Origin of the sequence: Rhodopseudomonas boonkerdii, assembly GCF_021184025.1 — a bacterium.
GTDB lineage: Bacteria > Pseudomonadota > Alphaproteobacteria > Rhizobiales > Xanthobacteraceae > Tardiphaga > Tardiphaga boonkerdii.
Map to the genome: position 1 here is coordinate 1,757,532 of NZ_CP036537.1, position 21,879 is coordinate 1,779,410.

Here is a 21,879-nt window from a genome sequence, read left to right on the forward strand (position 1 = left end):
TGTCTTGATTGCACATGGCCCGGAGCGATGTCCGGGCCACGTGGGGTCTTGGTCAGTTCAGAGCGGCGGCGATCGCCTTGTCGAGCATCGCGAGTCCGGCTTTCACGTCGCCTTTCAGGTGCACGCGCAAAGCGCGGCGGCTGCGGTCGGTCAGCACCTCGAAATCGCCGCGCGCCTGCGCCGCCTTGATGACGCCGAACGACGCGCGATAGTCGGGGATCGCGAGATCCTTGGCGTCGTCGGCGGTGATCTGCAGGAACACGCCGCTATCCGGTCCGCCCTTGTAGGCCTGCCCGGTGGAATGCAGGAAACGCGGGCCGAATTCGGCACAGGTCGCCACCTTCTTCTTGTCGCGCACCGCCATCCGCATCGTCTGCAATGCGTCGATATGCGCGGCATCGCGTTCGACATAAGCGAGCAGGGCCACATAGTCGCCGGGCGTGACACGGCGGAAATGCGCCTTCAGCCACGAGGTCAGGTCGCCATTGGCGCCGGCCTTCTTCAGCAGGTCGGCGTTGCTGTCGTCGGTGTAGAGATCGGCGCCGTCCGATGACGCCACCGGCGTCTCCGGCGGCAGCGAGCCCGTTTTCTCGAAGGCTGATGTCAGTTCGCGCGTCTTGATCTTGGCGTCTTCCACATCCGGCTGATTGAACGGATTGATGCCGAGCACGCTGCCGGCCACGGCCGTCGCGATCTCGAAACGGAAGAACTCCTGGCCGAGATGATCGATGGAGGGCAGGGTGATGCGCGTCACCGGGTGGCCGGCCTTTTCGAGTGCGGCGAGCTTGTCGTCATGCGCCTTGTCATTTTCACCGTCCGTGCGCAGGTCGATGAAGAAGCGATCGTCGCCATAGACCGACGGTGCACCCAGGTCCTCGCCATCGATCGGGATCAGGCCCTTGCCGTCCTTGCCGGTGGACTCGGCGATCAGCTGTTCGGCCCAGGCACCGAAGTCGGCGATGGCCTTTGACGAGAGAATGGTGACCTTGTCGCGCCCGTCGAGGCCGGCATGGCCCATCGCAAGGCCGAGCTGCACGCCCGGATTTTCGGATGGCGGTACGTCGGGCCCGCAGGAGCGGACCATCGACAGGGTGTGTTCCAGCAGCTTCGACAGATCGAGTCCCGCAGCCGCCGCCGGCACCAGACCGAAGGGCGACAGCACCGAATAGCGTCCGCCGATGGCGGGATCGCCGAAGAAGATGCGTGCGAATTTCTGCTCCTTGGCGACCTTCTCCAGCGATGAACCGGGATCGGTCACGGCAACGAAATGCGCGCCGGCCTTGTCAGCGCCGACAGCCTTGCTCACCTCGCCGAAGAAATAGTTCTTCATCACATTCGGTTCGGTGGTGCCGCCCGATTTGCTCGAAACGATGAACAGCGTCTTGGCGATATTGACCGTCTTCGCCATGGTCGCGACCTGCGCCGGATCGGTGGAATCCAGCACATGCAGTTTCGGAAAACCCGCCACATGCGGGAAGGTCACGGCGAGCACCTCCGGCCCGAGGCTCGATCCGCCCATGCCGAGCACGACGGCGTCAGTGAAGCCCTGATCCTTCACCCATCGCGCGAAGTCGGCGTAATCGGCGAGCTTCGCCGTTTCGGCGAAGGCGACATTCAGCCAGCCCAGCCACTTGGCTTCGTCGGCGCCGGTCCAGACCGACGCATCCTTGTGCCAGAGCCGGCGGATTTTCGCAGATGCGCGCCAGTCCTCGGTGGATTTGTCGACCGTCTTCTTCAACGTCTCGTCAAGCGCAATCACCAGCGTGCCGAGCGCCTTGCCGAGCGAGGTGGCGCGCTTGTACGCGACGGCGCCATAGAGCTTGTCGGCGGCATCGGCGAACAGCTTGACGCCGTCGATCACCAGTTCGGCCGTGATCTTGTCGAGCGAGATCCCGGTCTTGGCGAAATCCGCCAGCACCTGCTTCGCTGCGTCGATATTCTCTTCGAGGCTGTCGCGCACCTCGCCGTGGTCGCGGAAAGCGTCGAGGGTCGCCGGCGGCACGGTGTTCACCGTATCCTTGCCGATCAGCTCCTCCACATACATGGTGTCGCGGTAGTCCTTGCTCTTCACGCCTGTGGAGGCCCACAGCAGCCGCTGCGGTTTCGCACCCTTGGCCTTGAGCTTGTCCCAGCGCGCGCCGGCAAACAGCCTCAGGTATTCCTGATAGGCAAGCTTCGCATTGGCGATCGCCACCTTGCCCTTCAGCGCCTTCAGGCGTGCCTTTTCGGCTGGATCGTTTGCCGCGGCGATCTTCTCGTCGAGCTGCTTGTCGGCCTGGGTGTCGATGCGGCTGACGAAGAACGACGCTACGCTGGCGATATGCGAGGGATCGCCTCCGCCGGCGACGAATTTCTCGAGCCCGCGAAGATAGGCTTCGGCCACCTCCACATAGACCTTCTGTGCGAACAGCAGCGTGATGTTGACACTGATGCCTTCGCCGATCAGGTGCTCGATGGCCGGCAGTCCCTCGGGCGTCGCCGGCACCTTGATCATCAGGTTCGGGCGCTTGACGCTCTTCCACAGCCGTTCGGCCTCGGCGATGGTGCCCTTGGTGTCATTGGCGAGATAGGGCGAAACTTCGAGGCTGACAAAGCCATCATGCCCCTTGGTCGCATCGAACACCGGCTTCAGCACGTCGGCGGCGTTCTGGATATCCTCGACGGCGATGTGCTCGAATAGCTCCAGCGGCGACTTGTCGCCCGATTTCAGCGCGGCCGCGATCGGCGCGTCATATTCGTCGGAAGAACCGATCGCCTTCTCGAAGATCGCCGGGTTCGACGTCACGCCCTTCACGGCGTCGGTGTCGATCAGCTTCTTCAGATCGCCTTTGGCGACGAAACCGCGGGCGAGAAAGTCGAGCCATACGGCCTGACCATGGGATTCGAGTGCTTTGACGGGATTCATGATGCTCTTCGGTTCAAATGTGTCAAAGGCTCCGCGCGCAATGTCGCGCAGGCGGGTTCCAATGATCACCCCAAAGCCCTACGCATGGCAAGGCGAAGGGTTCCATTTCCGCGTGATCGCAATGTCGTGTGCGGAGAAGGATGACGATTGTGTAAATTTTAGGCGACGGTCTTTCCCTCGCCCCGCTTGCGGGAGAGGGTGGCCGCGCGAAGCGCGGTCGGGTGAGGGGACTCTCCGCGGGCTCGGAGCGCGTGGAGAGCCCCTCACCCGACGCCCTCCATGCTTCGCATGGAGACGTCGACCTCTCCCCGCAAGCGGGGCGAGGTTACGAAAGGTCTGCCTTCGCCAGATCCCACATCAGCCGATAGCTGCCGCTCGAAATCAGTTCGGCCCCCGCCGCCAGAATGGCCGCCTCGAAACGCCCGGCCATCGTCTTGCTCACAGCCTGCACATCGGTCCCCTCGATCAGCACGTACCAGTCGCGTGCCGCCGGGTTCGGCGCGGCGGGATCATCGGTTAGCGGCTTCGATAGCCGCGGGTCGCTTTCCATCAGATGCATCGAAATGATGTCGTGGATCATGCCTGGATCGAGTTGGGCCCGCAGGGCCTCGCGCAGCACACTTGCATCGCCTTCCTGCGGGCGGATGCGGACGAGGCCGAGAGCGGCTCCGCGGCCGACGCCGCGGCTGATGGTAATCCGCGCCACCGAGCGCAGCATATTCTTGAAGCGGCCGATATTGGCGAGCGACCAGGCGGTCTGATTGGCCAGCGCCTTGCGATAGGCATCGCTGTCCAGCACGTCGAATGTCGCGGTCGAATACAGGCCGAGATATTTTGGCGCGGCATTCACGGCGACATAGCGCCTCGCTTCGAGAAAACCGTCGATGGCGACGCGCTCGGCGAGATGCTCGCGGTCGTACCACTGGTTGAACTCCTGTTCATGCGCCGGGTCGATGTCCATCGACGTCATCAGCATTCCCGTTCCGGCCATAGGCATAAGACGTTCCTTCCGTAGGGCGGATTAGCCGAAGGCGTAATCCGCCGCCGACCGAGTGTGACGAAGAAGGGCGGATTACGCTCCGCTAATCCGCCCTACGTTTCGACGCCACGTCTGCGATCGCTCTCATCACGGCGTCCCGCACGCCGGGATCGTACAGGCTGTGTCCCGCGCCTTCGACGATCCGCACCTCCGCGTCGGCCCAGCGCGCGGCGAGTGCATGCGAATTGGCCGGCGGGCAGAGCAGGTCGTAGCGGCCCTGCACGATCACGCCGGGGATGCCGTTGAGCTTGTCGGCATCTTCCATCAACTGCCGGGGGCGCATAAAGGCATCGTGCACGAAGTAGTGCGCTTCCATCGCCGGCGTTGCCGGCATCGATCCGGTGCTGCTGGACAGCGTCGCGCGGTCGAGCCGCGTGCGCTTCGGCGCGACTTCGGAGAGGATCGCTTCGGTGCCGCTCCAGGCGCGGATCGCGGGGATATGCACGGCCGGATCGGCATCAAGGATGCGGCGATAGAAATTCGGCAGCGGCTCGGCGCGCTCCTCCTCCGGCAGCACGCTCAGATAGTCTTCATGCAATCCGGGATAATGCCGCGGCAGGATGACATTGAAGACGTCGTGCAATTCTTCCCGCGTGCCGAAAAAGGTCGCGCGCAGCACGATGCCGGAGACGCGCTCCGGATGCGCCTGCGCATAGGCCAGCGCGAGCGTCGCGCCCCAGGAACCGCCGACCACCATCCATTTGTCGAAGCCGAACTTGCGGCGGATCGTCTCCATATCGGCAATCAGATGCGGCAGCGTGTTGTGCTCGCGACCTCCCTTCGGCCTGCTGCGGCCGGCGCCGCGCTGGTCGAACAGCACGGCATGAAAACGCTGGGGATCGAACAGCCGGCGATGATCGGGCTGGCAGCCCGAACCCGGCCCGCCATGCAGATAGACGGCCTGGATGCCGTCGGCGCGGCCGACGCTTTCCACATGGATGGAATGGCCGTCGCCGACGTCGAGGTGTTCCGACGTCAGCGGCGCGAAGGCGTCCCCCGTGACGGGAGCAGGGGAGTCAGCGGCCATGCGTCTCGTCCGTTTCCAGCGTCCCGCCCTTGAAGTTGCGATAGAGGAAGCGGTCGGCGCCTGCGCTGGCTTCCGTCTCTGCCAGTTTGAAGATGTTCTCGTGCTGCGGCGAGAAGGTGCAGGCCGGATCGGTGTTGCCGGCGTCGCCGGTCAGCGCAAAGGCCTGGCAGCGGCAGCCGCCGAAATCCACGTCCTTGAACTCGCAGCTCTTGCACGGCTCCGGCATCCACGAGGTGCCGCGATAGCGGTTGAAGGCTTCGGAATTCTGCCAGATCCAGGCGATCGAGCGATTGCTGCGCACGCTTTCGAAATCGAGCCCGGTGATGGTCTCGGCGGCGTGGCAGGGCAACACCTTGCCGGCGGGCGAGATGTTAAAGAACTGCCGCCCCCAGCCGCCCATGCACTTCTTCGGCCGCAGCGCGTAGTAGTCCGGCACGACGTAATCGATATCGAGAATGCCCTTGAGACGGATGCGCGCCTCGTCGACGATGCGGCTGGTATCATCGATCTGTTCGACGGTCGGCATCAGGGCGGCGCGGTTTTTCAGCGCCCAGCCGTAATATTGCACATTCGCCACTTCCAGCCGGCCGGCGTCGAGATCGACCGCCATCTCGATGATATCTGCGAGCTGATGCAGGTTCTGCCGGTGCATCACCGCATTCACCGTCAGCGGCAGGTCGAGCGCGCGCGTCCACCGCGCCGCCTCGATCTTCTTCGCATGCCCGCCGCGATAGCCGCCGACGCGATCGGCGACGACAGGCTCATTGCCCTGGAAGCTGATCTGCACATGGTACAGCCCGGCATCGGCCAGCGCTTCGAGTTTTTCGCGCGTCAGCAGAACGGCGGACGTAATCAGGTTCGAATACAGCCCCACATCGGTGGCATGCTGTACCAGCTCGACGATGTCCTTGCGCGCGGTCGGCTCGCCGCCGGAGAAATGGATCTGCAGCACGCCGATCTCGGCGAGTTCGCTCAGCACCTTCTTCCATTCCTCGGTGGTGAGTTCGCTGTTGGCGCGGTCGAGTTCGACCGGGTTCGAACAGTAAGGGCATTGCAGCGGGCAGCGATGCGTCAGCTCGGCCAGCACGGCCAGCGGGATGCCATAGGTCTCCGCGACCGAGCGGTTACGCTCCATCACCGCGAGGCTGTCCGTAGTGATCGGTGCGGAATCAGTGACCGCGGAATCTTGAACAAGGTCAGTCATGCCGTCTTCTCCCGCGGTTGCGTGAGAAAGCCCTTGTCGGCGAGGTCCTGCAGCATGGCGATGACATCGGTGCCGATGTCGTCGCGCGGCGCGTTATATTTCGCGGCGAGCAGATCGACGATGTCGGCGACACTGCGTTGTCCATCGCAGAGCTGCAGGATCTCCACCGCAATCTCATCGGGCGCCAGCACGCGCTCGGGAGCCAGGATCACCCAGACCTGACGCGTTTCGTCGAATTTCAGCCGGGCGTGGCGCGGCAAGATCGGTTTGCTCGCCTCGCTCACTTCCATCCGACGGCTGCGCGGCTGCTCCGTCATGCTCGATCCCTAGTCCGCCGCGGGCACGAAGGCGCCCGGCGGCACATGGCCATCCACATAGGCATGATATAGCGCGTCGAGCTGCACCCACAACACATTGGTCTTGAAGATCAGCGCATTGGCGACCAGCCGGCGTTCTGCCGGTGTGGTGGCGTGCTGCTTCACGTAATCCAGCGCAAAACCGGCGTCGCGCGGCGCCTGGGTCAGCCGGCGGCTGAAATAGCTCATGATGTCCGGATTGACGAAGTCGTAGTGTTTCAGCATGCCGGAAATCCGCTCTTCGTGCAGGTTCGGCGCGAACAGTTCCGTCAGCGACGAGGCGATGGCTTCCAGCGGCGAGCGGTCGCGGACATAGTGCACATAGGCTTCGACGGCGAAGCGCGTCGCCGGCAGGATGCCCTCGGTGGATTCCACATAGGCGGTGTCGAGCCCGAGTCCTTCGGTGAGCTTCAGCCAGCGCTCGATGCCGCCTTCGCTGCCGATATCGCCGTCGTGGTCCTCGATGCGATGCCGCCATTCCAGCCGCGTCGCGCGGTCGCGGAAGCGCGAGATGACGACCGCATCCTTGATGGGGATGGTGCTCTGATAATAGTAGCGGTTGAGCGCCCAGGCCTGGACCTGGCCTTTGTTGAGCTGGCCGCCATGCAGCAGTCGATGGAAGGGATGCAGGCTGTGATAACGTGTCGCGCCGATCTCGCGCAGCGCCGCCTCCAGTTGCTCGGCGGTGTCGAGCGGCACGCCAGGATCGATCGAGAGCGCGGACAGTTTCACGGCCTGATCTCCATCAGAGTGTAATCTCCATCCCGTTGTGGGGGATTGTCCATCCGGTTGTCGTCAGTGCTGCGCGCTCGGCCGAGTCGTGCAGCAATGCGGGATTCGAATTGTTGATGTGCAGAAAGAACTTCTGCGCAATGCCGGCGTCAGCAAGCGATGCGATCGCGCCATCTGCGCCTGACATCGCGATGTGGCCCATGCTCTGTCCCGTCTTCTGGCTGAGCCCGGCAGCGATGAGCTCGTCGTCGCGCCATACGGTGCCGTCGAAGAACACCAGCGGCGCCCCGCGCAGGCGCTCCTTCAGCTCCGGCGTCACGCGCGCGCAGGCGGCGATGAAGTAGAAATACTTGCCGCTGGCGGGCTCGCCGATGCGCAGGCCCAGCGTATCGCCGTCGCCATCCTCGCCGGCCGGATGAGCCTGTCCCTCGAGATACCACGCGCTTTTGCCGGGAACGGTGAAGGGCAGCAGTTCGAGGCCGGACGCTGTGCCGTCCTGCAGCCGCAGCGCGAAGCTTGTCTCGATGGCGATGGCTTCGCGCTTCACGGTCGCGTCCGACAGCACATTGAAAATGCTGTTCGCCTTCAGGATCGCCAGCACGCGCTGATGCGCGTAGATCGTGAACGGTGAGCCTTCGCGCATCGAGAGCAGCCCGGCCACTGCGTCCACTTCGCCATTGGTAAGGATCACGCCGGCGATGGGCGAATGCCGCAAGGTGCCGTCCTGCGGGTGCAGCTGCGGCGTTGCCGTGACCTGTTGCCGCAGATCGGGCGATGCGTTGATCAGAAACCAGTTGCGGCCATCGGCGGTGACGGCGAGGGATGCCTGGCCGTTCTGCAATTCAGGCCGGTCGTCGCGTGCTGCACGGCATATCGGGCAACCGCAATTCCACTGCGGGACGCCGCCGCCCGCTGCAGCTCCGAGAACGACGATACGCAACATCAGATCGCCCCAGGCGCCGCCGGATTAAAAGAAAGCAGCAGCAACTTCAAACAAAACTCAGCCGAAAAAGGCGCCTTTCCGAACGATCCGGAAGAGGCGCCCTGATCGGCACTATGAAACCGGGTCTTACTTGCGCGCTGCGCAGGCATACATGTTGATTTCCATGCCGACGGCAACTTCGACGATCTTCGGTGCTTTCCAGGCCACGATTCTCTCCCGCGTTGAATGCAGCAGATGCTGCAGAAGGTAACTCTAACCGCTTGCCAATGGTTCGCCAACAGCCTCGTCATCACAATGTGAGGGAAGGCGTGCAGGTTCGGAAACGGAGGTCACTTTTGCGTGCGCCGCAAAATCAATCGCAATGCAACATTGCAATGCTTGCAGCGTTCCTTAACCTCTCATGAGTCTTTGCGGCAAAGCCATCGCCCGTTGTTGACGGCAATTTCAGGAAGTCGGGGATCGTCATGCCACGCTATTTCTTCAATACCCGTCTGGGCAACGAGGTCGTCGATGACCCGGACGGCGAGGTGCTGCGCAATCCCGATCATGCCTGGGAAGTCGCGCGTTCCATGATCATTCAACTGTTGCGCTCGGAAGGCACGCAGCGCGATCTGCTCGCGGCCGTGCTTGAAGTGACCGACGAGCAGGGCGAGATCGTGCTCGAATTTCCGTTCACTGAAGCGCTGCTCGATTCCGCGGATTCGACGACGCGGCACTGAGCCACGGCGGGTCGATGTTTCGATTGCGTATGGGCGGTAAAATATCTCAAACTGCGCCCAGGAAAGCCCGGAGAAGCGCGGCAGGTGTTTGCCGCGATCGAGAGAAGGCTTCCTGCGAAAGGGAAACACTCATGACCGTTTATGCGTCCGCCCGTCAGGCACTGCTTGCCGGCGTGTTTATTGGCGTCTTGGCATCGGGGGCGGTTGCGCAGCAATCGGATTCTGCCCCGGCCGCGGCATCGCCGCCCGCCGCCGCTCCTGCAGCGACTCCTGCTCCTGCTCCTGCTCCTGCACCCGCTCCCGCACCGGCATCAGCTCCCGCGCCGGCAGCGCCGCAGGCTGCGGCTCCTGCACCCGCCGCTGCGCCGGCGCTTCCGCCGGGCTCGCCGCTGATCGGCCGCCCCGCCGGTGCTGCTGCCGCGAAGCTCGCACCGGTCGCGCCGCCGCCGATTCCGTCCGCGCCGGACAAGCTGCCGCTCGCCAAGCTCAAGGTGCCGCAGGGCTTCAACATCGAGGTCTATGCCGCGGGCATGGCCAATGCGCGCTCGATGCGCGAGGGCGACAAAGGCACCGTCTTCGTCGGCTCCCGTCTGGTCGACAAGGTGTATGCCGTCGTCAACAAGGACGGCAAGCGCCAGGTGAAGGTGCTGGCCTCGGGCCTTTATCGCCCGAACGGTCTCGCCTTCAAGGACGGCACGCTCTACATCGCCGAACTGTCGAAGGTCTCGAAGATCGACAAGGTCGAGGACAATCTCGATAATCCGCCGAAGCCGACCACGATCTACGACAAGCTGCCGAAGGACGAGGCCCATGGCTGGAAGTTCATCGGCATCGGCCCGGACAACAAGCTCTATGTCCCGGTCGGCCAGCCCGGCAACAATGTGCTGCATGATGACGAGCATGGCCAGATCCGCCGCATGAATCTCGATGGCTCTGGCGCCGAGGTCTATGCCGTGGGCGTGCGCAACACCGTCGGCTTCGACTGGAATCCCGAAACCAAGCAGATGTATTTCACGGATAATGGCCGTGACTGGATGTCGGAAACCGTGCCTGAGGACGAGCTGAATCGCGTCACCAAGGCTGGTGAGCATTTCGGCGCGCCCTATTGCTTGCAGGGCAATATCACCGATCCGGAATTCGGCTGGGACAAGTCCTGCGCCGATTACACCGCCCCGGTCGGCCTGCTCGGCGCGCATACGGCGGCGCTTGGCATGCGCTTCTATACCGGCAAGATGTTCCCCGCCGCCTACAAGAACGCGATCTTCATCGCGCGCCACGGCTCCTGGAACAAGTCGAAGAAGCTCGGCGGCGACGTGGTGGTGGCGAAGCTCAACAAGGACGGCACGGTGAAGTCCGTCGAGCCGTTCCTCACCGGTTTCCTCGAGGACAACAAATATGTCGGCCGCCCGGTGGACGTGCTGCAGATGAAGGACGGCTCGCTGCTGGTCTCCGACGACTGGAACGGCGCGATCTATCGCATCACCTACGGCAAGCCGAAGGTCACGGGGAAGAAGTGATGTTCGCTGACCTCTCCCCGCAAGCGGGGAGAGGTCGACCCGGCGAAGCGTAGCGAAGCCGGGGCGGGTGAGGGGGACTCTCCGCATACTCCGAGCGTGCGGAAAGCCCCCCTCATCCTAACCTTCTCCCCGCAAGCGGGGAGAAGGAATTCGGCCGCCGCTTGTCGCTGCTATCTCACTCTTCAGAAAGTCCTCAGCCGATGCGCCTGTTTGCAGTCATCGTTGCTCTTCTTCTTTTATCCTCCCCCCTCGCGGCCGCCGAGCCTGTCGCTGAACGCGCGGCGCCTTGCCTCGCCTGTCATGGCGAGAAAGGCACGTCGGAGACCGAGATCACGCCGTCGCTCGGCGCGCAGCAGCCGGCCTATACGCTGATCCAGCTCTATATGTTTCGCGAGAAGTTGCGCACCTTCGAGCCCATGAACGAGATGGCGAAGGATCTCACCGACGACGATCTGCGCACATTCTCCGACTATATCGCGACGCTGCCGAAGCCGGTGGCTGTCGATGGCGGCGACCCCGCGCGCATGCAGGCTGCGAAGGCATTGACCTCGCAGTTTCGCTGCGACAGCTGCCACAATGCCGACTTCGCCGGCCGCGACAACATCCCGCGCATCGCCGGCCAGCGCGAGGATTACCTCGCCAAGACCATGCGCGAATACAAGGACAACTCGCGTCACGGCTACGACGCGACCATGGCCGATGTGATGCAGCCGATCACCGACGCGCAGATCGGGGAGCTGGCGTATTTTCTGGCGAGGGTGAAGTAGGCCGTAGCCCGTAGGGCAGGCCCCACTCTCCGACCTCATCCTGAGAGCCTGACTGGAAATGCAGTCCGCAGGTTGGCGTTGCTGGTCGCCGAGACAGAACGTAACAGACTCTGTCCCCTCATGGTGAGGAGCGCCCTTGCACGCGTCTCGAACCATGAGATGGCTTGGCTCGGAGCCTTCTTAGCCATTCGCAAGGGATGGCGACAAACTTGGAGCTCCATCATCTCATGGTTCGAGACGGCGCTTCCGCGCCTCCTCACCATGAGGGGGACCGAGATTGTTCCCATTTCGTTCTTGACAAAATTCCCATGATCGTCCATATCCCTCCCGTCTTGTTCGCGAGGGGCGCTCTCATGAGGCGTCTTTGGGCGGGACAGGATGCGGCGCCTGCGGGCGGGGGAGGACGTATCCCTCGCACTCGGGAGGCCTGGGGTCACCGTCCGGGCCCACTACGGGGCTCTGCCACTCAGTGGCTGGACGGGTGCGGATGACGGCTGGCGAAAGCCGGTCCGATGGCAGGGCACCTGCCAGCTTCCAGTACCCGGAAGCACGGTCCCTGGGCCAAAAATCGTCGCGGTGGCACGCCGTCAGGCGTTGCGCGGCCGGCCAGCACTGGCGATCCAGTGCGCACCGATCGCGTCAGAAACCACCCCTCGCGCCTGGCGGCGTGCCGCCTCCCCTCATGTCTTCGAGGGGAGACCTGCTCACACCTCGGACGCGCAAGCGCCGCCAGAATGCGAAGCCGCGTTCGCATTTGGCATTCCCTGCACATGCTGCGATAAATCCCACCGCAAATACGGGAGCATTGCATGAACGATCTCTGGCGTCTGTCGGCCTCTGAACTCGCTGCACTCATCAGAAGCCGCAAGGTGTCTGCGAAGGAAGCCGCGCAATCCGGTCTCGACAGGCTCGATGCTGCGAACCCCGCGATCAACGCCGTGGTCGAACATCGTCCCGAAGAGGTGCTGGCACAGGCCGAGGCGGTCGATGCCGCGCTCGCACGCGGCCTCACTGTCGGCCCGCTCGCCGGTGTGCCTGTCACCGTCAAAGTGAATATCGACTACAAGGGCTATGCGACGTCCAACGGCGTGAAGATCCAGAACGGGATCATCGCCACCAGCAACAGCCCGGTGATCGACAATCTCATCAAGGCCGGCGCCGTCATTCTTGGCCGCACCAATTGCCCGGCCTTCTCATATCGCTGGTTCACCACCAACCAGCTCTATGGCGACACCAAGAATCCGCGCGATCCCTCGCTGACGCCCGGCGGTTCGTCGGGCGGCGCAGGCAGCGCCGTTGCGGCCGGCATCGGCCACATCGCCCATGGCACCGACATCGCCGGCTCGATCCGTTATCCCGCCTATGCCTGCGGCGTGCACGGCCTGCGTCCCACCGTCGGCCGTATCGCCGCCTATAATCAGGCGCTGCCCGAACGCATCATTTCCGGCCAAATCACGGCGGTCTCCGGCCCGCTCGCGCGCACCATCGCAGATATCAGGCTCGGCCTCGAAGCGATGTCGCAGCCCGATGTGCGTGATCCCTGGTGGGTGCCGGCGCCGCTGATCGGCGAACCTCGTGAAAAGCGCGTTGCCATGTGTCTGCGGCCGGACAATCTCGACATCACCGCCGACGTCGAGGCAGCGGTGCGCGACGCCGGCAAGCGGCTGCAGGCCGCGGGCTGGATCGTCGAGGAGGTCGAGAACACGCCCGCGCTGCGAGAGGCCGCCGCGCTGCAAACGACGATCTGGTTCGGCGACGGCTATCAAGGGCTGCTCGACGCCGCCGAGCGCGAAGGCGATCCCGCCGCGCTGGTCTGTCTGCGCGGCCAGAAGGCAAAGGTCGCCAATTTCAGCGAGGGCGGCCTGTCTCACGCGCTGGTGCGCCGCTCCACCTTCGTGCGCGATTGGGAGCTGTTCCTGCAGCGCTATGCGGTGGTGCTGATGCCGATGTCCGGCGAGCTGCCGTTTCCCGATCATCTCGATTTGCAGGGCCAGGAGGGTTTCGATCGCGTCTGGGCCGCGCAGATGCCGCAGATCGGCATTCCCTTCATGGGATTGCCGGCGCTGAGTGTCGCCACCGGCCTCAAGGGGCGCGTGCCAACCGGCGTGCAGATCGTCGCCGGCCGCTACCGCGAGGATCTCTGCCTCGCGGCCGGCGAAGCGATCGAAGCAGGTGGCACGCCGCCGATGCCCTGCGATCCCGTCACGGCGTGAGCGTCATGAGCAGCATCGCCGATTTCACCGCCCAGTCGCTCGCTGGCGCTCCTGTCGCGCTGAAGGACTTTGCAGGCAAGGTTTTGCTCATCGTCAACACCGCGAGCGCCTGCGGTTTCACGCCGCAGTATGAGGGGCTGGAGCAGTTGCAGCAGGATTATGCGGCGCGCGGGTTTTCCGTGCTCGGTTTTCCCTGCAACCAGTTCGGCGCGCAGGAGCCCGGCGATGCGGCGGCCATCGCCGGCTTCTGCGAAACGAATTACCGGGTGACGTTCCCGCTGTTCGCCAAGATCGACGTCAACGGCGCTCATGCTCACCCATTGTATAATTTCCTCAAATCTGAGAAGTCGGGGCTGCTCGGGCCGGCGATCAAATGGAATTTCACCAAATTCCTGGTCGATCGTTCCGGCCACGTGGCCGGGCGCTTTGCGCCGACCACGAAACCCCAATCCCTGCGAGACAAGATCGAGGCGCTGCTATGACCGAGACCATCGAAAATCCCCCGCTGCCGGACCGTCTCTCGGTCGATCCCCGCAGCCCCTATTACAACGAGGCCGTCCTCCAGCGCGATGTCGGCATCCGCTTCAAGGGCGCGGAGAAGAGCAATGTCGAGGAATACTGCGTCAGCGAGGGGTGGGTACGGGTGCCGGCCGGCGCCGCCAAGGACCGCTTCGGCAATCCCTTGCTCATCAAGCTGTCCGGCGAGGTCGAGCCGTATTACCGCGACTGATTGCGGTGCAGCACGGCTGATTAGCAAAAAGGCGGCGTCCGGCTAAATTTGAAGCTTAAAATAATGGCCGGTTCTGGCTATGGTGGAGCAACGCTGTCATGGCTCATGAAGGACCGGGAATGAAAGTGGCAACACTGCGCTCGGACGCTCCGACCAAGCTCGAACCGGTTGCCGGCCGCAAGGCTTCCAACGTCGGGGCAGTCGAGCCGATGATCGAAATCGATCACGTTTCGCAGCGCTTCCAGACGTCCGGGCGGCAAAGCCATCTCGCACTGTCGGACATCAACCTGTCCATCGAGGACGGCGCCTTCGTGTCGATCCTCGGGCCTAGCGGCTGCGGCAAGTCCACGCTGCTCTATATTGTCGGCGGCTTCGTCAAGCCGACCGAAGGTGTCGCGAAGGTGAAAGGGCGAGCGATCACCGGTCCCGGTCCCGATCGTGGTCCGGTGTTTCAGGAATTCGCGTTGTTTCCCTGGAAGACCGTGCTCGGCAATGTCATCTACGGCCTGCTGCAGCAGGGCATCAGGAAATCCGAAGCCGATGCGCGCGGGCGAAAACTGCTCGAGATGGTCGGTCTCAAGGGCTACGAGAAATTCTATCCGAAAGAACTCTCCGGCGGCATGAAGCAGCGCGTCGCTATTGCGCGCACGCTGGCTTACGATCCTGCCGTGTTGCTGATGGATGAGCCGTTCGGCGCGCTCGATGCGCATACCCGCACGCGCCTGCAGAACGATCTGCTCGATATCTGGGACACCCAGCGCAAGACCGTGCTGTTCGTCACGCATTCGGTCGAGGAAGCGGTGTATCTCTCCGACAAGGTGATCGTGATGTCACGCTCTCCGGGCAGCATCAAGGAGACCGTCGAGATCGATCTGCCGCGTCCGCGCAAGCGCGCGGACCTGCTGCTCGATGCGCGATTCCAGAAATATGTCGTCGATATCGAGAAGATGATCGACGACCGTCCGGAAGACATGTGATGAGCGCGCGCAGTGCGCTGAGGGCGCTCTCGCCGCTGTTTGCCGTCGTCGGTCTGCTCTGTGTCTGGCAGCTCGCGTCGATGCGGCTCGGGACCGAAAGTTTCCCCACGGCGATCGAGACTCTGAAAGCGGTGCCGGCGATCCTCACCGACAAGGAATCCATCCGCAACATCCTCGATTCCCTGCGCCGCATGGCGATCGGTCTGTCGCTGGCGGTGGTGTTCGCGATTCCGCTTGGCCTTCTGATGGGCCGTATCAAGGCGGTGGCGGATTTCTTCAATCCGTTGATGATGATCATCTATCCCGTGCCAAAGGCAGCCTTGATGCCGATCATCATGCTGTGGCTCGGCGTCGGCGATGTCTCCAAGACCCTGGTGATCTTCCTCGGTGTCTCGCTGCCGATCATCTATCATTCGTTTCAGGGCGGCAAAGCGGTGGAAGAGAAGATGTTGTGGTCCGGCGCGGCCATGGGCATGTCGGCGCCCTCGCGCATGCTGCGCATCGTGCTTCCCGCAGCATTGCCGGAAATTCTCACCGGCTGCCGCACCGGCCTCGTGCTGGCATTGATCACCATGATCACCTCGGAGATGATCGCGCGGCAGAACGGCGCCGGCAACATCCTGTTCAATGCCCTCGACATGGCGCAGTACGACACGGTGTTCGCGATGATTCTGATCGTCGGTCTGCTCGGTATCGTCTTCGATGCGGTGTTCGAGCGTATCCGGCTGTATCTGGTGAAGTGGTCGCAGCCGCGCGACGACATGCCTCTGAGTTTCACGTGAGGAACGGGGCATGACCGAACGCGTCAATTCCTTCCTCGTCGGCCTCATTCCCATCGCGCTGTTCCTGGCGCTGTGGCAGTCGCTGGTCTCGTTCGGCTATGCTCCAAGCAATCTTTTGCCGGCGCCGGGCGCCGTGTTCGGCCGGCTGGCAACCCAGTTCTTCACCGCCGATTTCCTGCACGATCTCGCCGCGACGCTGATCCGCCTGTTTGCCGGCTTTGGCATTGCCGTCGTGCTGGGTGTGTTGATCGGTCTTGCCGCCGCGGTCAGCCCGGCGATCAATGCCGTGGTGAAGCCGGTGGTGCGCGTGCTGGCGCCGATCCCGAAAGTTGCGCTCTATCCCGCGCTGCTGCTGATCCTTGGCTTCGATCACGCCTCGAAGGTGACGCTGGTTACCGCCGATGCATTGTTTCCGATCCTGCTCTCGACTTACTACGGTGCGTCGATGGTCGAGCAGAAGCTGATCTGGTCGGCGCAGGCTGCGGGCACGCCGCGCTGGCAGATCCTGTTCAAAGTGGTGTTGCCGGCCGCGATGCCGTCGATCCTCACCGGCTGTCGCATCGGGCTCGTCATCTCCTGCATCGTGGTGTTTCTGGCCGAAATGATCACCTCGACCGATGGTCTCGGTCACATGCTGGTGCAGGCCGCACGCACCTTCCAGACCGTGGACATGTTCGTGCCCCTGATCATGATCTCGCTGCTGGGCCTGATCCTGAACAGCTTGCTGCACGCGCTGCGCGGGTATCTGCTGCGCGGTTTTCCGGAAGTGTGAACTCCGGCCCCTCATGGTGAGGAGGCGCGAAGCGCCGTCTCGAACCATGAGATGGCCGTGCCTGGAGATCGCGGCCCTTCGAGACGCCGCGCTTTGCGCGGCTCCTCAGGATGAGGGGGTGTGTATGGCGCCTCAAAGCACTGGCGGCTTCTGCAGCTGAAAGTGCTTCAGCAGATCCACGAAGGCCGACAGCCGTCCTTCGCGATAGGCGTCCACATCGAGGCCTTCGTAATTGAGGAAGCCTTCGCCGGTCCGCAGCCCGATCTTCCCTTCGGCCATGTTGCGGCCGATGATCTCCGGCGCCGCATAGCGTTCGTTGTTCAGTGCTGAGGTCATATACTTGCTGGCGTAATACAGGATGTCGCCGCCGCCCCAGTCGATAAACTCGAGCAAGCCGAGCACGGCAAACCGGAATCCGAAACCATATTTGATCGCCTTGTCGAGTTCTTCCGGCGAGGCAACGCCTTCCTCGACCATGCGCGCGGCCTCATTCATCGCCAGCGCCTGGATGCGAGGCACGATATAGCCGGGCGAAGCCGAGCACACGACCGGCACCTTGCCGATGCTTTCGAGCAGTTCTTTTACTTTCGCTGTGACCGCGGGATCGGTCTTCGCGCCCGGGGAGACCTCGACCAGCGGCACGAGATAAGCGGGGTTGAGCCAGTGCGCATTGAGGAAGCGTTCAGGCCTCTCGACGGCACTGGAGAGATCGTCGACGAGAATGGTGGATGTCGTCGATGCGATGATGGGCTCCGGCCCGGCAAGCTGGGATGCACGCGCCAGCGCTTCGCGCTTCTGGTCGAGCACTTCGGGAACGCCCTCCAAAATGATCGCCGACCTGCTCAGCGCGGCACCCGCGTTGGCTTCGGAAATCACGCGGATACGCGCGACCAGCGTCTCGATGTCGTTGTCCTTCAGCAGGTCGAACCGTGCCATGCTGGCAAAGGTTTTTCGGACTTCGCCAAGCGCTTCCGCTGCCAACGCGGCGAACCTGTCGGCCTCGCGCTGCTTGAAGTCAACGATGACGACATCATGCCCGGCATAGGCAAAGGCAACTGCGATGCCGCGGCCCATGCGGCCTGCTCCCAGGCAGGCGATCACTGGCCGCGTACTCATGCGGTAAAGCCTTCGCGCAGCAGCTTCTGCAGCGGGTCACGCTTCAGATCGCCGAAGCCGAGCGAGGTGAGCGTGCGACCGCCCTGAAAAAAGTTCTCACCGCAGATGGCGCCGCCGATAGCGAGGAAGGCCTTCACCAGCGGTGTTTCGACGCCGGCGAGCTCCGCGCAGGAGAGGAAGAAGGAGAGGCCGGTACGCAGATCCTCGCGCATGTAGCGGTGCTCGGTGAGCACGATATTCTCACGCCAGTCGCCGCTGTCGGTGAGACGATCGTGCGAGCCGCGGCCGTACATCCATTCTTCGCCTTCCCTGGCGTAGTGATGCGCCAGCGGGAAATGCGGGCCCGTATAGCCAAGCGCTTCGCGAATCGCGATGCGCTCGCCGTCGAGCAGGTCGGTCACGCGGCGGATCGAGGCTTGCGTGCCTTCCTTGTGGATGTCCCATTTCGGAAAATGCTCGAGCGGTCCGGCATTCATGACGATCAGCGGCGGATGGATGATCGGCCCGGCATTCATCAGCGCGCCCGACAATGCATCGCCGCAGGGCTCGATGACGCCGGGGAAGGCTTTGTCGATCACCTTGCAGGCATAGTCCGACATCGACAGCGGAAACACGCCGGTCGGCAGCCGCCTGGCGCGGATGGTGATGGCGACCTCGAATGGGCCATGTTTGCGCGCGAGCCAGGGCAGGGTGCCGGTTTCGGCGAAGGCGACTTTCGCCTTGTTGCCGATGTCATGCGCCGCCTTGGCAAAGATCATCGCGCCGAAGGTGGCGGGCGGCAGATAGACAACCTGGCCATCCCTGAGATGCGGTGCAATCTGTTCTGCGATATCGGGCTGCGCAAAGGCAGGTGCCGGGCAGAGGATCAACTCGACGCCATCGATGGCTGCGGCGATATCCGTGGTGACGAGCGCAAGCCGGGTGTCATGCGTCCCTTGCGCATTCTTTACGGTGATGCGCGCACCGGCCGCCTTGTGCGCGGCCACGGCCTCGGCATCGCGGCGCCACAGGCGCACGTCATGGCCCTGCAGTGCGAAATCGCCTGCGGCTGCGAAAGAGCCGTTGCCGCCGCCGAGTACTGCGATCTTCATGTGTATCCCCTAACTCTGGCCGTAGGATGGGTAGAGCGAAGCGAAACCCATCGATTTCGTGCGTGTGAATGATGGGTTTCGCGAAGGCGCTCTGCCCATCCTACGAAGAAGCGTCTTGCTTCAATTTGAAATGTTGCACCTTGCCGAGTGCGGTACGCGGCAAATCGCTGACGAAGATGATGTCGCGCGGGTGTTTGAAGCGTGCAAGTTGCGTCGCGACATGCGCCTTCAGGAGCTCGGCCGTGCAATCGCAGTCCGGGCGCAACACCACATAGGCGACCGGCACTTCCTGCCATTTCGGATCGGCCACGCCGATCACGCCGACATCGGCGACGTCGGGATGTTCGAGGATCACACGCTCGATCTCGGCGGGGTAGACGTTCTCTCCGCCGGAGATGATCATGTTCTTCTTGCGGTCATGGACCCAGAAATAGCCATCCGCATCGCGCGTGCCGATGTCGCCGGTGCGATACCAGCCATCATGCAGCGCATCGCGCGTCGCGGCTTCATTGCCCCAATATTCGTAGAACACATTGGGGCCGCGCACGACGATCTCGCCGGCGGTGCCGGCTGCGACTTCAGCGCCGCTGTCGTCGATCACCTTGGCTTCGCAGCACAGACCCGGCAATCCCGTCGATCCCGTGCGGGCTTCGCCGCCGAGCCGCGTATAGACGGATATCGGGCAGGTTTCCGTCGAGCCGTAGACCTGCAGCACCGGAATGCCGCGATCGGTGAAGCGCGCGATCAGATGCGGCGGCACGATGCTGGAGCCGGTGCAGATCGCTTTCAGGCAGGACAAGTCGGTGCTCGCCCAGGCCGGATGCTCGCTCACGGCCTGAATGGTCGCAGGCACCAGCACGGTCAGCGTCGGTCGCGCTTGGGTGATGGTCGCCAGCGTCGAGTCCGGCGTGAAGCGCGCATGGATGGTTACGGTAGCGCCGTGATGCAGCGCGGGCGTGGTCTGGATGTTGAGCCCGCCGACATGGAAGAACGGCAGCACCGTCAGTACATGATCGTCGGAAGTGAGGCCATGCATGTGTTGGCTCATCACGCCGTTCCACAGCAGCGCCTCCTGACGCAGCACTGCACCTTTCGGGCGGCCTGTCGTGCCGGATGTGTAAACGATCAGCAGCGGGCAGGATAGGTCGGTATGCGGATTGCTGCCATCGCCGGAGGCCTTGGCGAGCAGTTCTTCAAATGTCTGCGCAGGAGCTGGCGGCGTGAAATCGAGCGCGACGACACGGGTGTCCGGAAGCTCCGTCGCGAGCTGGGGCAGGATGGCCGCGAAGCCTTCTTCCAGCACCAGCACTTTGGCGGACGCATCGGAAAGGATGAAGAGCTGTTCTGCCACGGCGAGCCGCCAGTTCAGCGGCACCAGGATCGCGCCGAGCCTGGCGCAGGCATAGAGCAGGACGAGATAATCCGGCCGGTTGAGGCTGAGGATCGCCACGCGATCGCCGCGACCGACGCCACATTCTGCTTTCAACGCCTTCGCCGCTGCCTCGATGCGCGCGTTGAATGCGGCATAGGTCAGCGTCGTGCCCTCGAAATGGATCGCTGGCTTGCTGGGGGTGAAAGCCGCGTTGCGGGCGATGAGGCTGGAGAGATCCAAAGCGGTGATCCAATGTCGTCTTTGCGAGGTCTGGAAAAGCCTTTGGCTTTTCCCTGTGCGGAGCGACGAAGCAATCCAGAGCGGCGAGCGAAGAAAGAATTGGATTGCTTCGCTTCGCTCGCAATGACGTAGTATTAGTCGTCCTTCTCACCCGGCTCGTACAACGCTTCGCGGCCGATGCGATCGAGGCACAGCTCGGCGGTCCAGGGCAGCATCAGCGCGCCGCAGCGGCTGTCGCGATAGATGCGTTCCAGCGGCAATGTCTTCAGCATCGACTGGCCACCGCAGGTGCGGATCGCCAGCGCCGCGAGTTCATTGGCGCCTTCCATCACGGTGTACTGTGCCGCATAGGCGCGCAGCACCTGCTCCTTGGTCGGATTGGCGCAGGCTTCGGTCACGGCCTGGAACCAGATGCCCTTGATCTGCTCCAGCTTCACCTGCATCTGTGCGACGGCAATCTGCTTGGTCGGATACATGCGGCGCTTCACCGGCGGCATGCCCGGCACTTCGCCGCGCAGATATTTCACCGTGAAATCATAGGAAGCTTGCGCGAGCCCCATATAAGTCGGCGACAGCGTCATGAACATGTGCGGCCAGCGCATCGCCGCCTGGAAATACACGCCGCGCGGCATCAGCGCCGCATCCTCCGGCACGAACACATCCTTGAAGATCAGGGTGCGCGAAACGGTGCCGCGCATGCCGAGCGGGTCCCAGTCGCCGACCACCGAGACGCCTTCCGACTTCGCGGCGATCGCCAGATACAGCGTATTGCGGCGCGAGGCCTTCTCGCCTTCGACAGTCTCGGTGCACAGCACGCCGTAGTAGTCGGCCGAACCGGACAGCGACGCAAAGATCTTCTTGCCGTTGACGATCCAGCCGCCTTCGACAGGCTTTGCTTCGGTGCCGAAGGCTACGCCGCCAGCAGCAGCCGCGCCGCCTTCGGAGAAGGGCTGCGCATAGATCGCGCCGTCTTCGAGAATGCGCTTGTAATGCACCGCGCGGCGGCGCTCGTGATCGGCGCGGGTTGACGCATCCATGTCGAGGTCGTCGGCGAGCGGGCCGGACCACAGCGTCGAGCAGACATGCATGTTCCAGGTCAGAGCCGTGGCGCCGCAATAGCGGCCGATCTCGGCAGCAGCCAGCGAATAGGTCTGGTAGTCTGCGCCTGATCCGCCATTGGCCTTCGGCACGGAGATGCCGAGCAGGCCCGCCTTGTGCATATCCCGATAATTCTCCATCGGGAAGATCGCCTCGCGATCCCACTTCGCAGCGCGCGGCGCGAAATTGGTCTGCGCCAGTTCGCGCGCCTTGGTGATCAGAAGGGTCTGTTCGTCATTGAGACGATAGGCCTTCGGATCGAACATTGGTTTATCAAGA

21 protein-coding genes are annotated in these 21,879 nt (G+C 63.3%); 9 read left to right on the forward strand and 12 right to left on the reverse strand.

Annotation, left to right across the window (positions count from 1 at the left end):
- Positions 1 to 52: 52 nt before the first annotated feature.
- The 8 genes from E0H22_RS08205 to pqqA all read right to left on the reverse strand — a co-directional run bounded on the left by E0H22_RS08205 (position 53) and on the right by pqqA (position 8,413).
- A complete protein-coding gene (locus E0H22_RS08205; protein ID WP_233025170.1) occupies positions 53 to 2,905 on the reverse strand; it encodes a bifunctional transaldolase/phosoglucose isomerase in 2,853 nt (950 codons plus the stop codon).
- A gap of 325 nt (positions 2,906 to 3,230) precedes the next feature.
- Positions 3,231 to 3,902, reverse strand: coding sequence for a DUF4286 family protein (locus tag E0H22_RS08210; RefSeq protein ID WP_233025171.1), 672 nt, complete (start codon positions 3,900 to 3,902; stop codon positions 3,231 to 3,233).
- An 85-nt stretch (positions 3,903 to 3,987) separates the two neighbouring features.
- Positions 3,988 to 4,971 (reverse strand): prolyl aminopeptidase, encoded by a 984-nt coding sequence (gene pip, locus E0H22_RS08215; RefSeq protein ID WP_233025172.1) that lies wholly within the window; start codon positions 4,969 to 4,971, stop codon positions 3,988 to 3,990.
- Positions 4,961 to 6,175 carry a pyrroloquinoline quinone biosynthesis protein PqqE gene (gene pqqE, locus E0H22_RS08220; protein ID WP_233025173.1) on the reverse strand — a complete coding sequence of 405 codons (1,215 nt, stop codon included), beginning with the start codon at positions 6,173 to 6,175 and terminating at the stop codon, positions 4,961 to 4,963. The genes pip and pqqE overlap by 11 nt, the downstream gene beginning before the upstream one ends.
- Positions 6,172 to 6,492, reverse strand: a complete 321-nt coding sequence (gene pqqD, locus E0H22_RS08225) for a pyrroloquinoline quinone biosynthesis peptide chaperone PqqD (RefSeq protein WP_233025174.1) — start codon at positions 6,490 to 6,492, stop codon at positions 6,172 to 6,174. The genes pqqE and pqqD overlap by 4 nt, the downstream gene beginning before the upstream one ends.
- Positions 6,493 to 6,501: 9 nt before the next feature.
- Positions 6,502 to 7,257 (reverse strand): pyrroloquinoline-quinone synthase PqqC, encoded by a 756-nt coding sequence (gene pqqC / locus E0H22_RS08230; protein ID WP_233026203.1) that lies wholly within the window; start codon positions 7,255 to 7,257, stop codon positions 6,502 to 6,504.
- Positions 7,258 to 7,276: 19 nt separating this feature from the next.
- Entirely contained in the window at positions 7,277 to 8,206 is a 930-nt protein-coding gene (pqqB, locus tag E0H22_RS08235; protein WP_233025175.1) for a pyrroloquinoline quinone biosynthesis protein PqqB, read from the reverse strand.
- A 126-nt stretch (positions 8,207 to 8,332) separates the two neighbouring features.
- Positions 8,333 to 8,413, reverse strand: a complete 81-nt coding sequence (gene pqqA / locus E0H22_RS08240; protein ID WP_089267584.1) for a pyrroloquinoline quinone precursor peptide PqqA — start codon at positions 8,411 to 8,413, stop codon at positions 8,333 to 8,335.
- A gap of 257 nt (positions 8,414 to 8,670) precedes the next feature.
- Between pqqA and E0H22_RS08245 the strand changes: the two genes are divergently transcribed.
- From E0H22_RS08245 to E0H22_RS08285, 9 genes are all read left to right on the forward strand, one after another.
- Complete coding sequence (locus tag E0H22_RS08245) at positions 8,671 to 8,925, forward strand: DUF6894 family protein (RefSeq protein ID WP_233025177.1); 255 nt, start codon at positions 8,671 to 8,673, stop codon at positions 8,923 to 8,925.
- Positions 8,926 to 9,056: 131 nt separating this feature from the next.
- Entirely contained in the window at positions 9,057 to 10,442 is a 1,386-nt protein-coding gene (locus tag E0H22_RS08250) for a PQQ-dependent sugar dehydrogenase (RefSeq protein WP_233025178.1), read from the forward strand.
- 200 nt (positions 10,443 to 10,642) lie between these two features.
- Complete coding sequence (locus tag E0H22_RS08255; RefSeq protein WP_233025180.1) at positions 10,643 to 11,209, forward strand: c-type cytochrome; 567 nt, start codon at positions 10,643 to 10,645, stop codon at positions 11,207 to 11,209.
- Positions 11,210 to 12,018: 809 nt separating this feature from the next.
- Entirely contained in the window at positions 12,019 to 13,422 is a 1,404-nt protein-coding gene (locus E0H22_RS08260; RefSeq protein ID WP_233025181.1) for an amidase family protein, read from the forward strand.
- 5 nt (positions 13,423 to 13,427) lie between these two features.
- Complete coding sequence (locus tag E0H22_RS08265; RefSeq protein WP_233025183.1) at positions 13,428 to 13,904, forward strand: glutathione peroxidase; 477 nt, start codon at positions 13,428 to 13,430, stop codon at positions 13,902 to 13,904.
- The gene (locus E0H22_RS08270) at positions 13,901 to 14,152 is read left to right on the forward strand and encodes a DUF3297 family protein (protein WP_233025185.1); all 252 of its coding nucleotides are present in this window, start codon (positions 13,901 to 13,903) and stop codon (positions 14,150 to 14,152) included. Before E0H22_RS08265 ends, E0H22_RS08270 begins: the two co-directional genes overlap by 4 nt.
- Positions 14,153 to 14,361: 209 nt before the next feature.
- Positions 14,362 to 15,129 (forward strand): ABC transporter ATP-binding protein, encoded by a 768-nt coding sequence (locus tag E0H22_RS08275; RefSeq protein WP_233026206.1) that lies wholly within the window; start codon positions 14,362 to 14,364, stop codon positions 15,127 to 15,129.
- Positions 15,129 to 15,911, forward strand: coding sequence for an ABC transporter permease (locus E0H22_RS08280; RefSeq protein WP_233025186.1), 783 nt, complete (start codon positions 15,129 to 15,131; stop codon positions 15,909 to 15,911). Before E0H22_RS08275 ends, E0H22_RS08280 begins: the two co-directional genes overlap by 1 nt.
- A gap of 10 nt (positions 15,912 to 15,921) precedes the next feature.
- A complete protein-coding gene (locus E0H22_RS08285; protein ID WP_233025187.1) occupies positions 15,922 to 16,683 on the forward strand; it encodes an ABC transporter permease in 762 nt (253 codons plus the stop codon).
- 132 nt (positions 16,684 to 16,815) lie between these two features.
- On the opposite strand, the gene E0H22_RS08290 is transcribed toward E0H22_RS08285, so the two are convergent.
- From E0H22_RS08290 to E0H22_RS08305, 4 genes are all read right to left on the reverse strand, one after another.
- Positions 16,816 to 17,799: a 3-hydroxybutyryl-CoA dehydrogenase gene (locus E0H22_RS08290; RefSeq protein ID WP_233025188.1), complete on the reverse strand. Its 984-nt coding sequence runs from the start codon at positions 17,797 to 17,799 to the stop codon at positions 16,816 to 16,818.
- The gene (locus tag E0H22_RS08295; protein WP_233025189.1) at positions 17,796 to 18,890 is read right to left on the reverse strand and encodes an NAD/NADP-dependent octopine/nopaline dehydrogenase family protein; all 1,095 of its coding nucleotides are present in this window, start codon (positions 18,888 to 18,890) and stop codon (positions 17,796 to 17,798) included. Before E0H22_RS08295 ends, E0H22_RS08290 begins: the two co-directional genes overlap by 4 nt.
- A gap of 100 nt (positions 18,891 to 18,990) precedes the next feature.
- A complete protein-coding gene (locus E0H22_RS08300; RefSeq protein WP_233025190.1) occupies positions 18,991 to 20,502 on the reverse strand; it encodes a class I adenylate-forming enzyme family protein in 1,512 nt (503 codons plus the stop codon).
- 134 nt (positions 20,503 to 20,636) lie between these two features.
- Positions 20,637 to 21,866, reverse strand: coding sequence for an acyl-CoA dehydrogenase family protein (locus tag E0H22_RS08305; RefSeq protein ID WP_233026208.1), 1,230 nt, complete (start codon positions 21,864 to 21,866; stop codon positions 20,637 to 20,639).
- Positions 21,867 to 21,879: the final 13 nt, after the last annotated feature.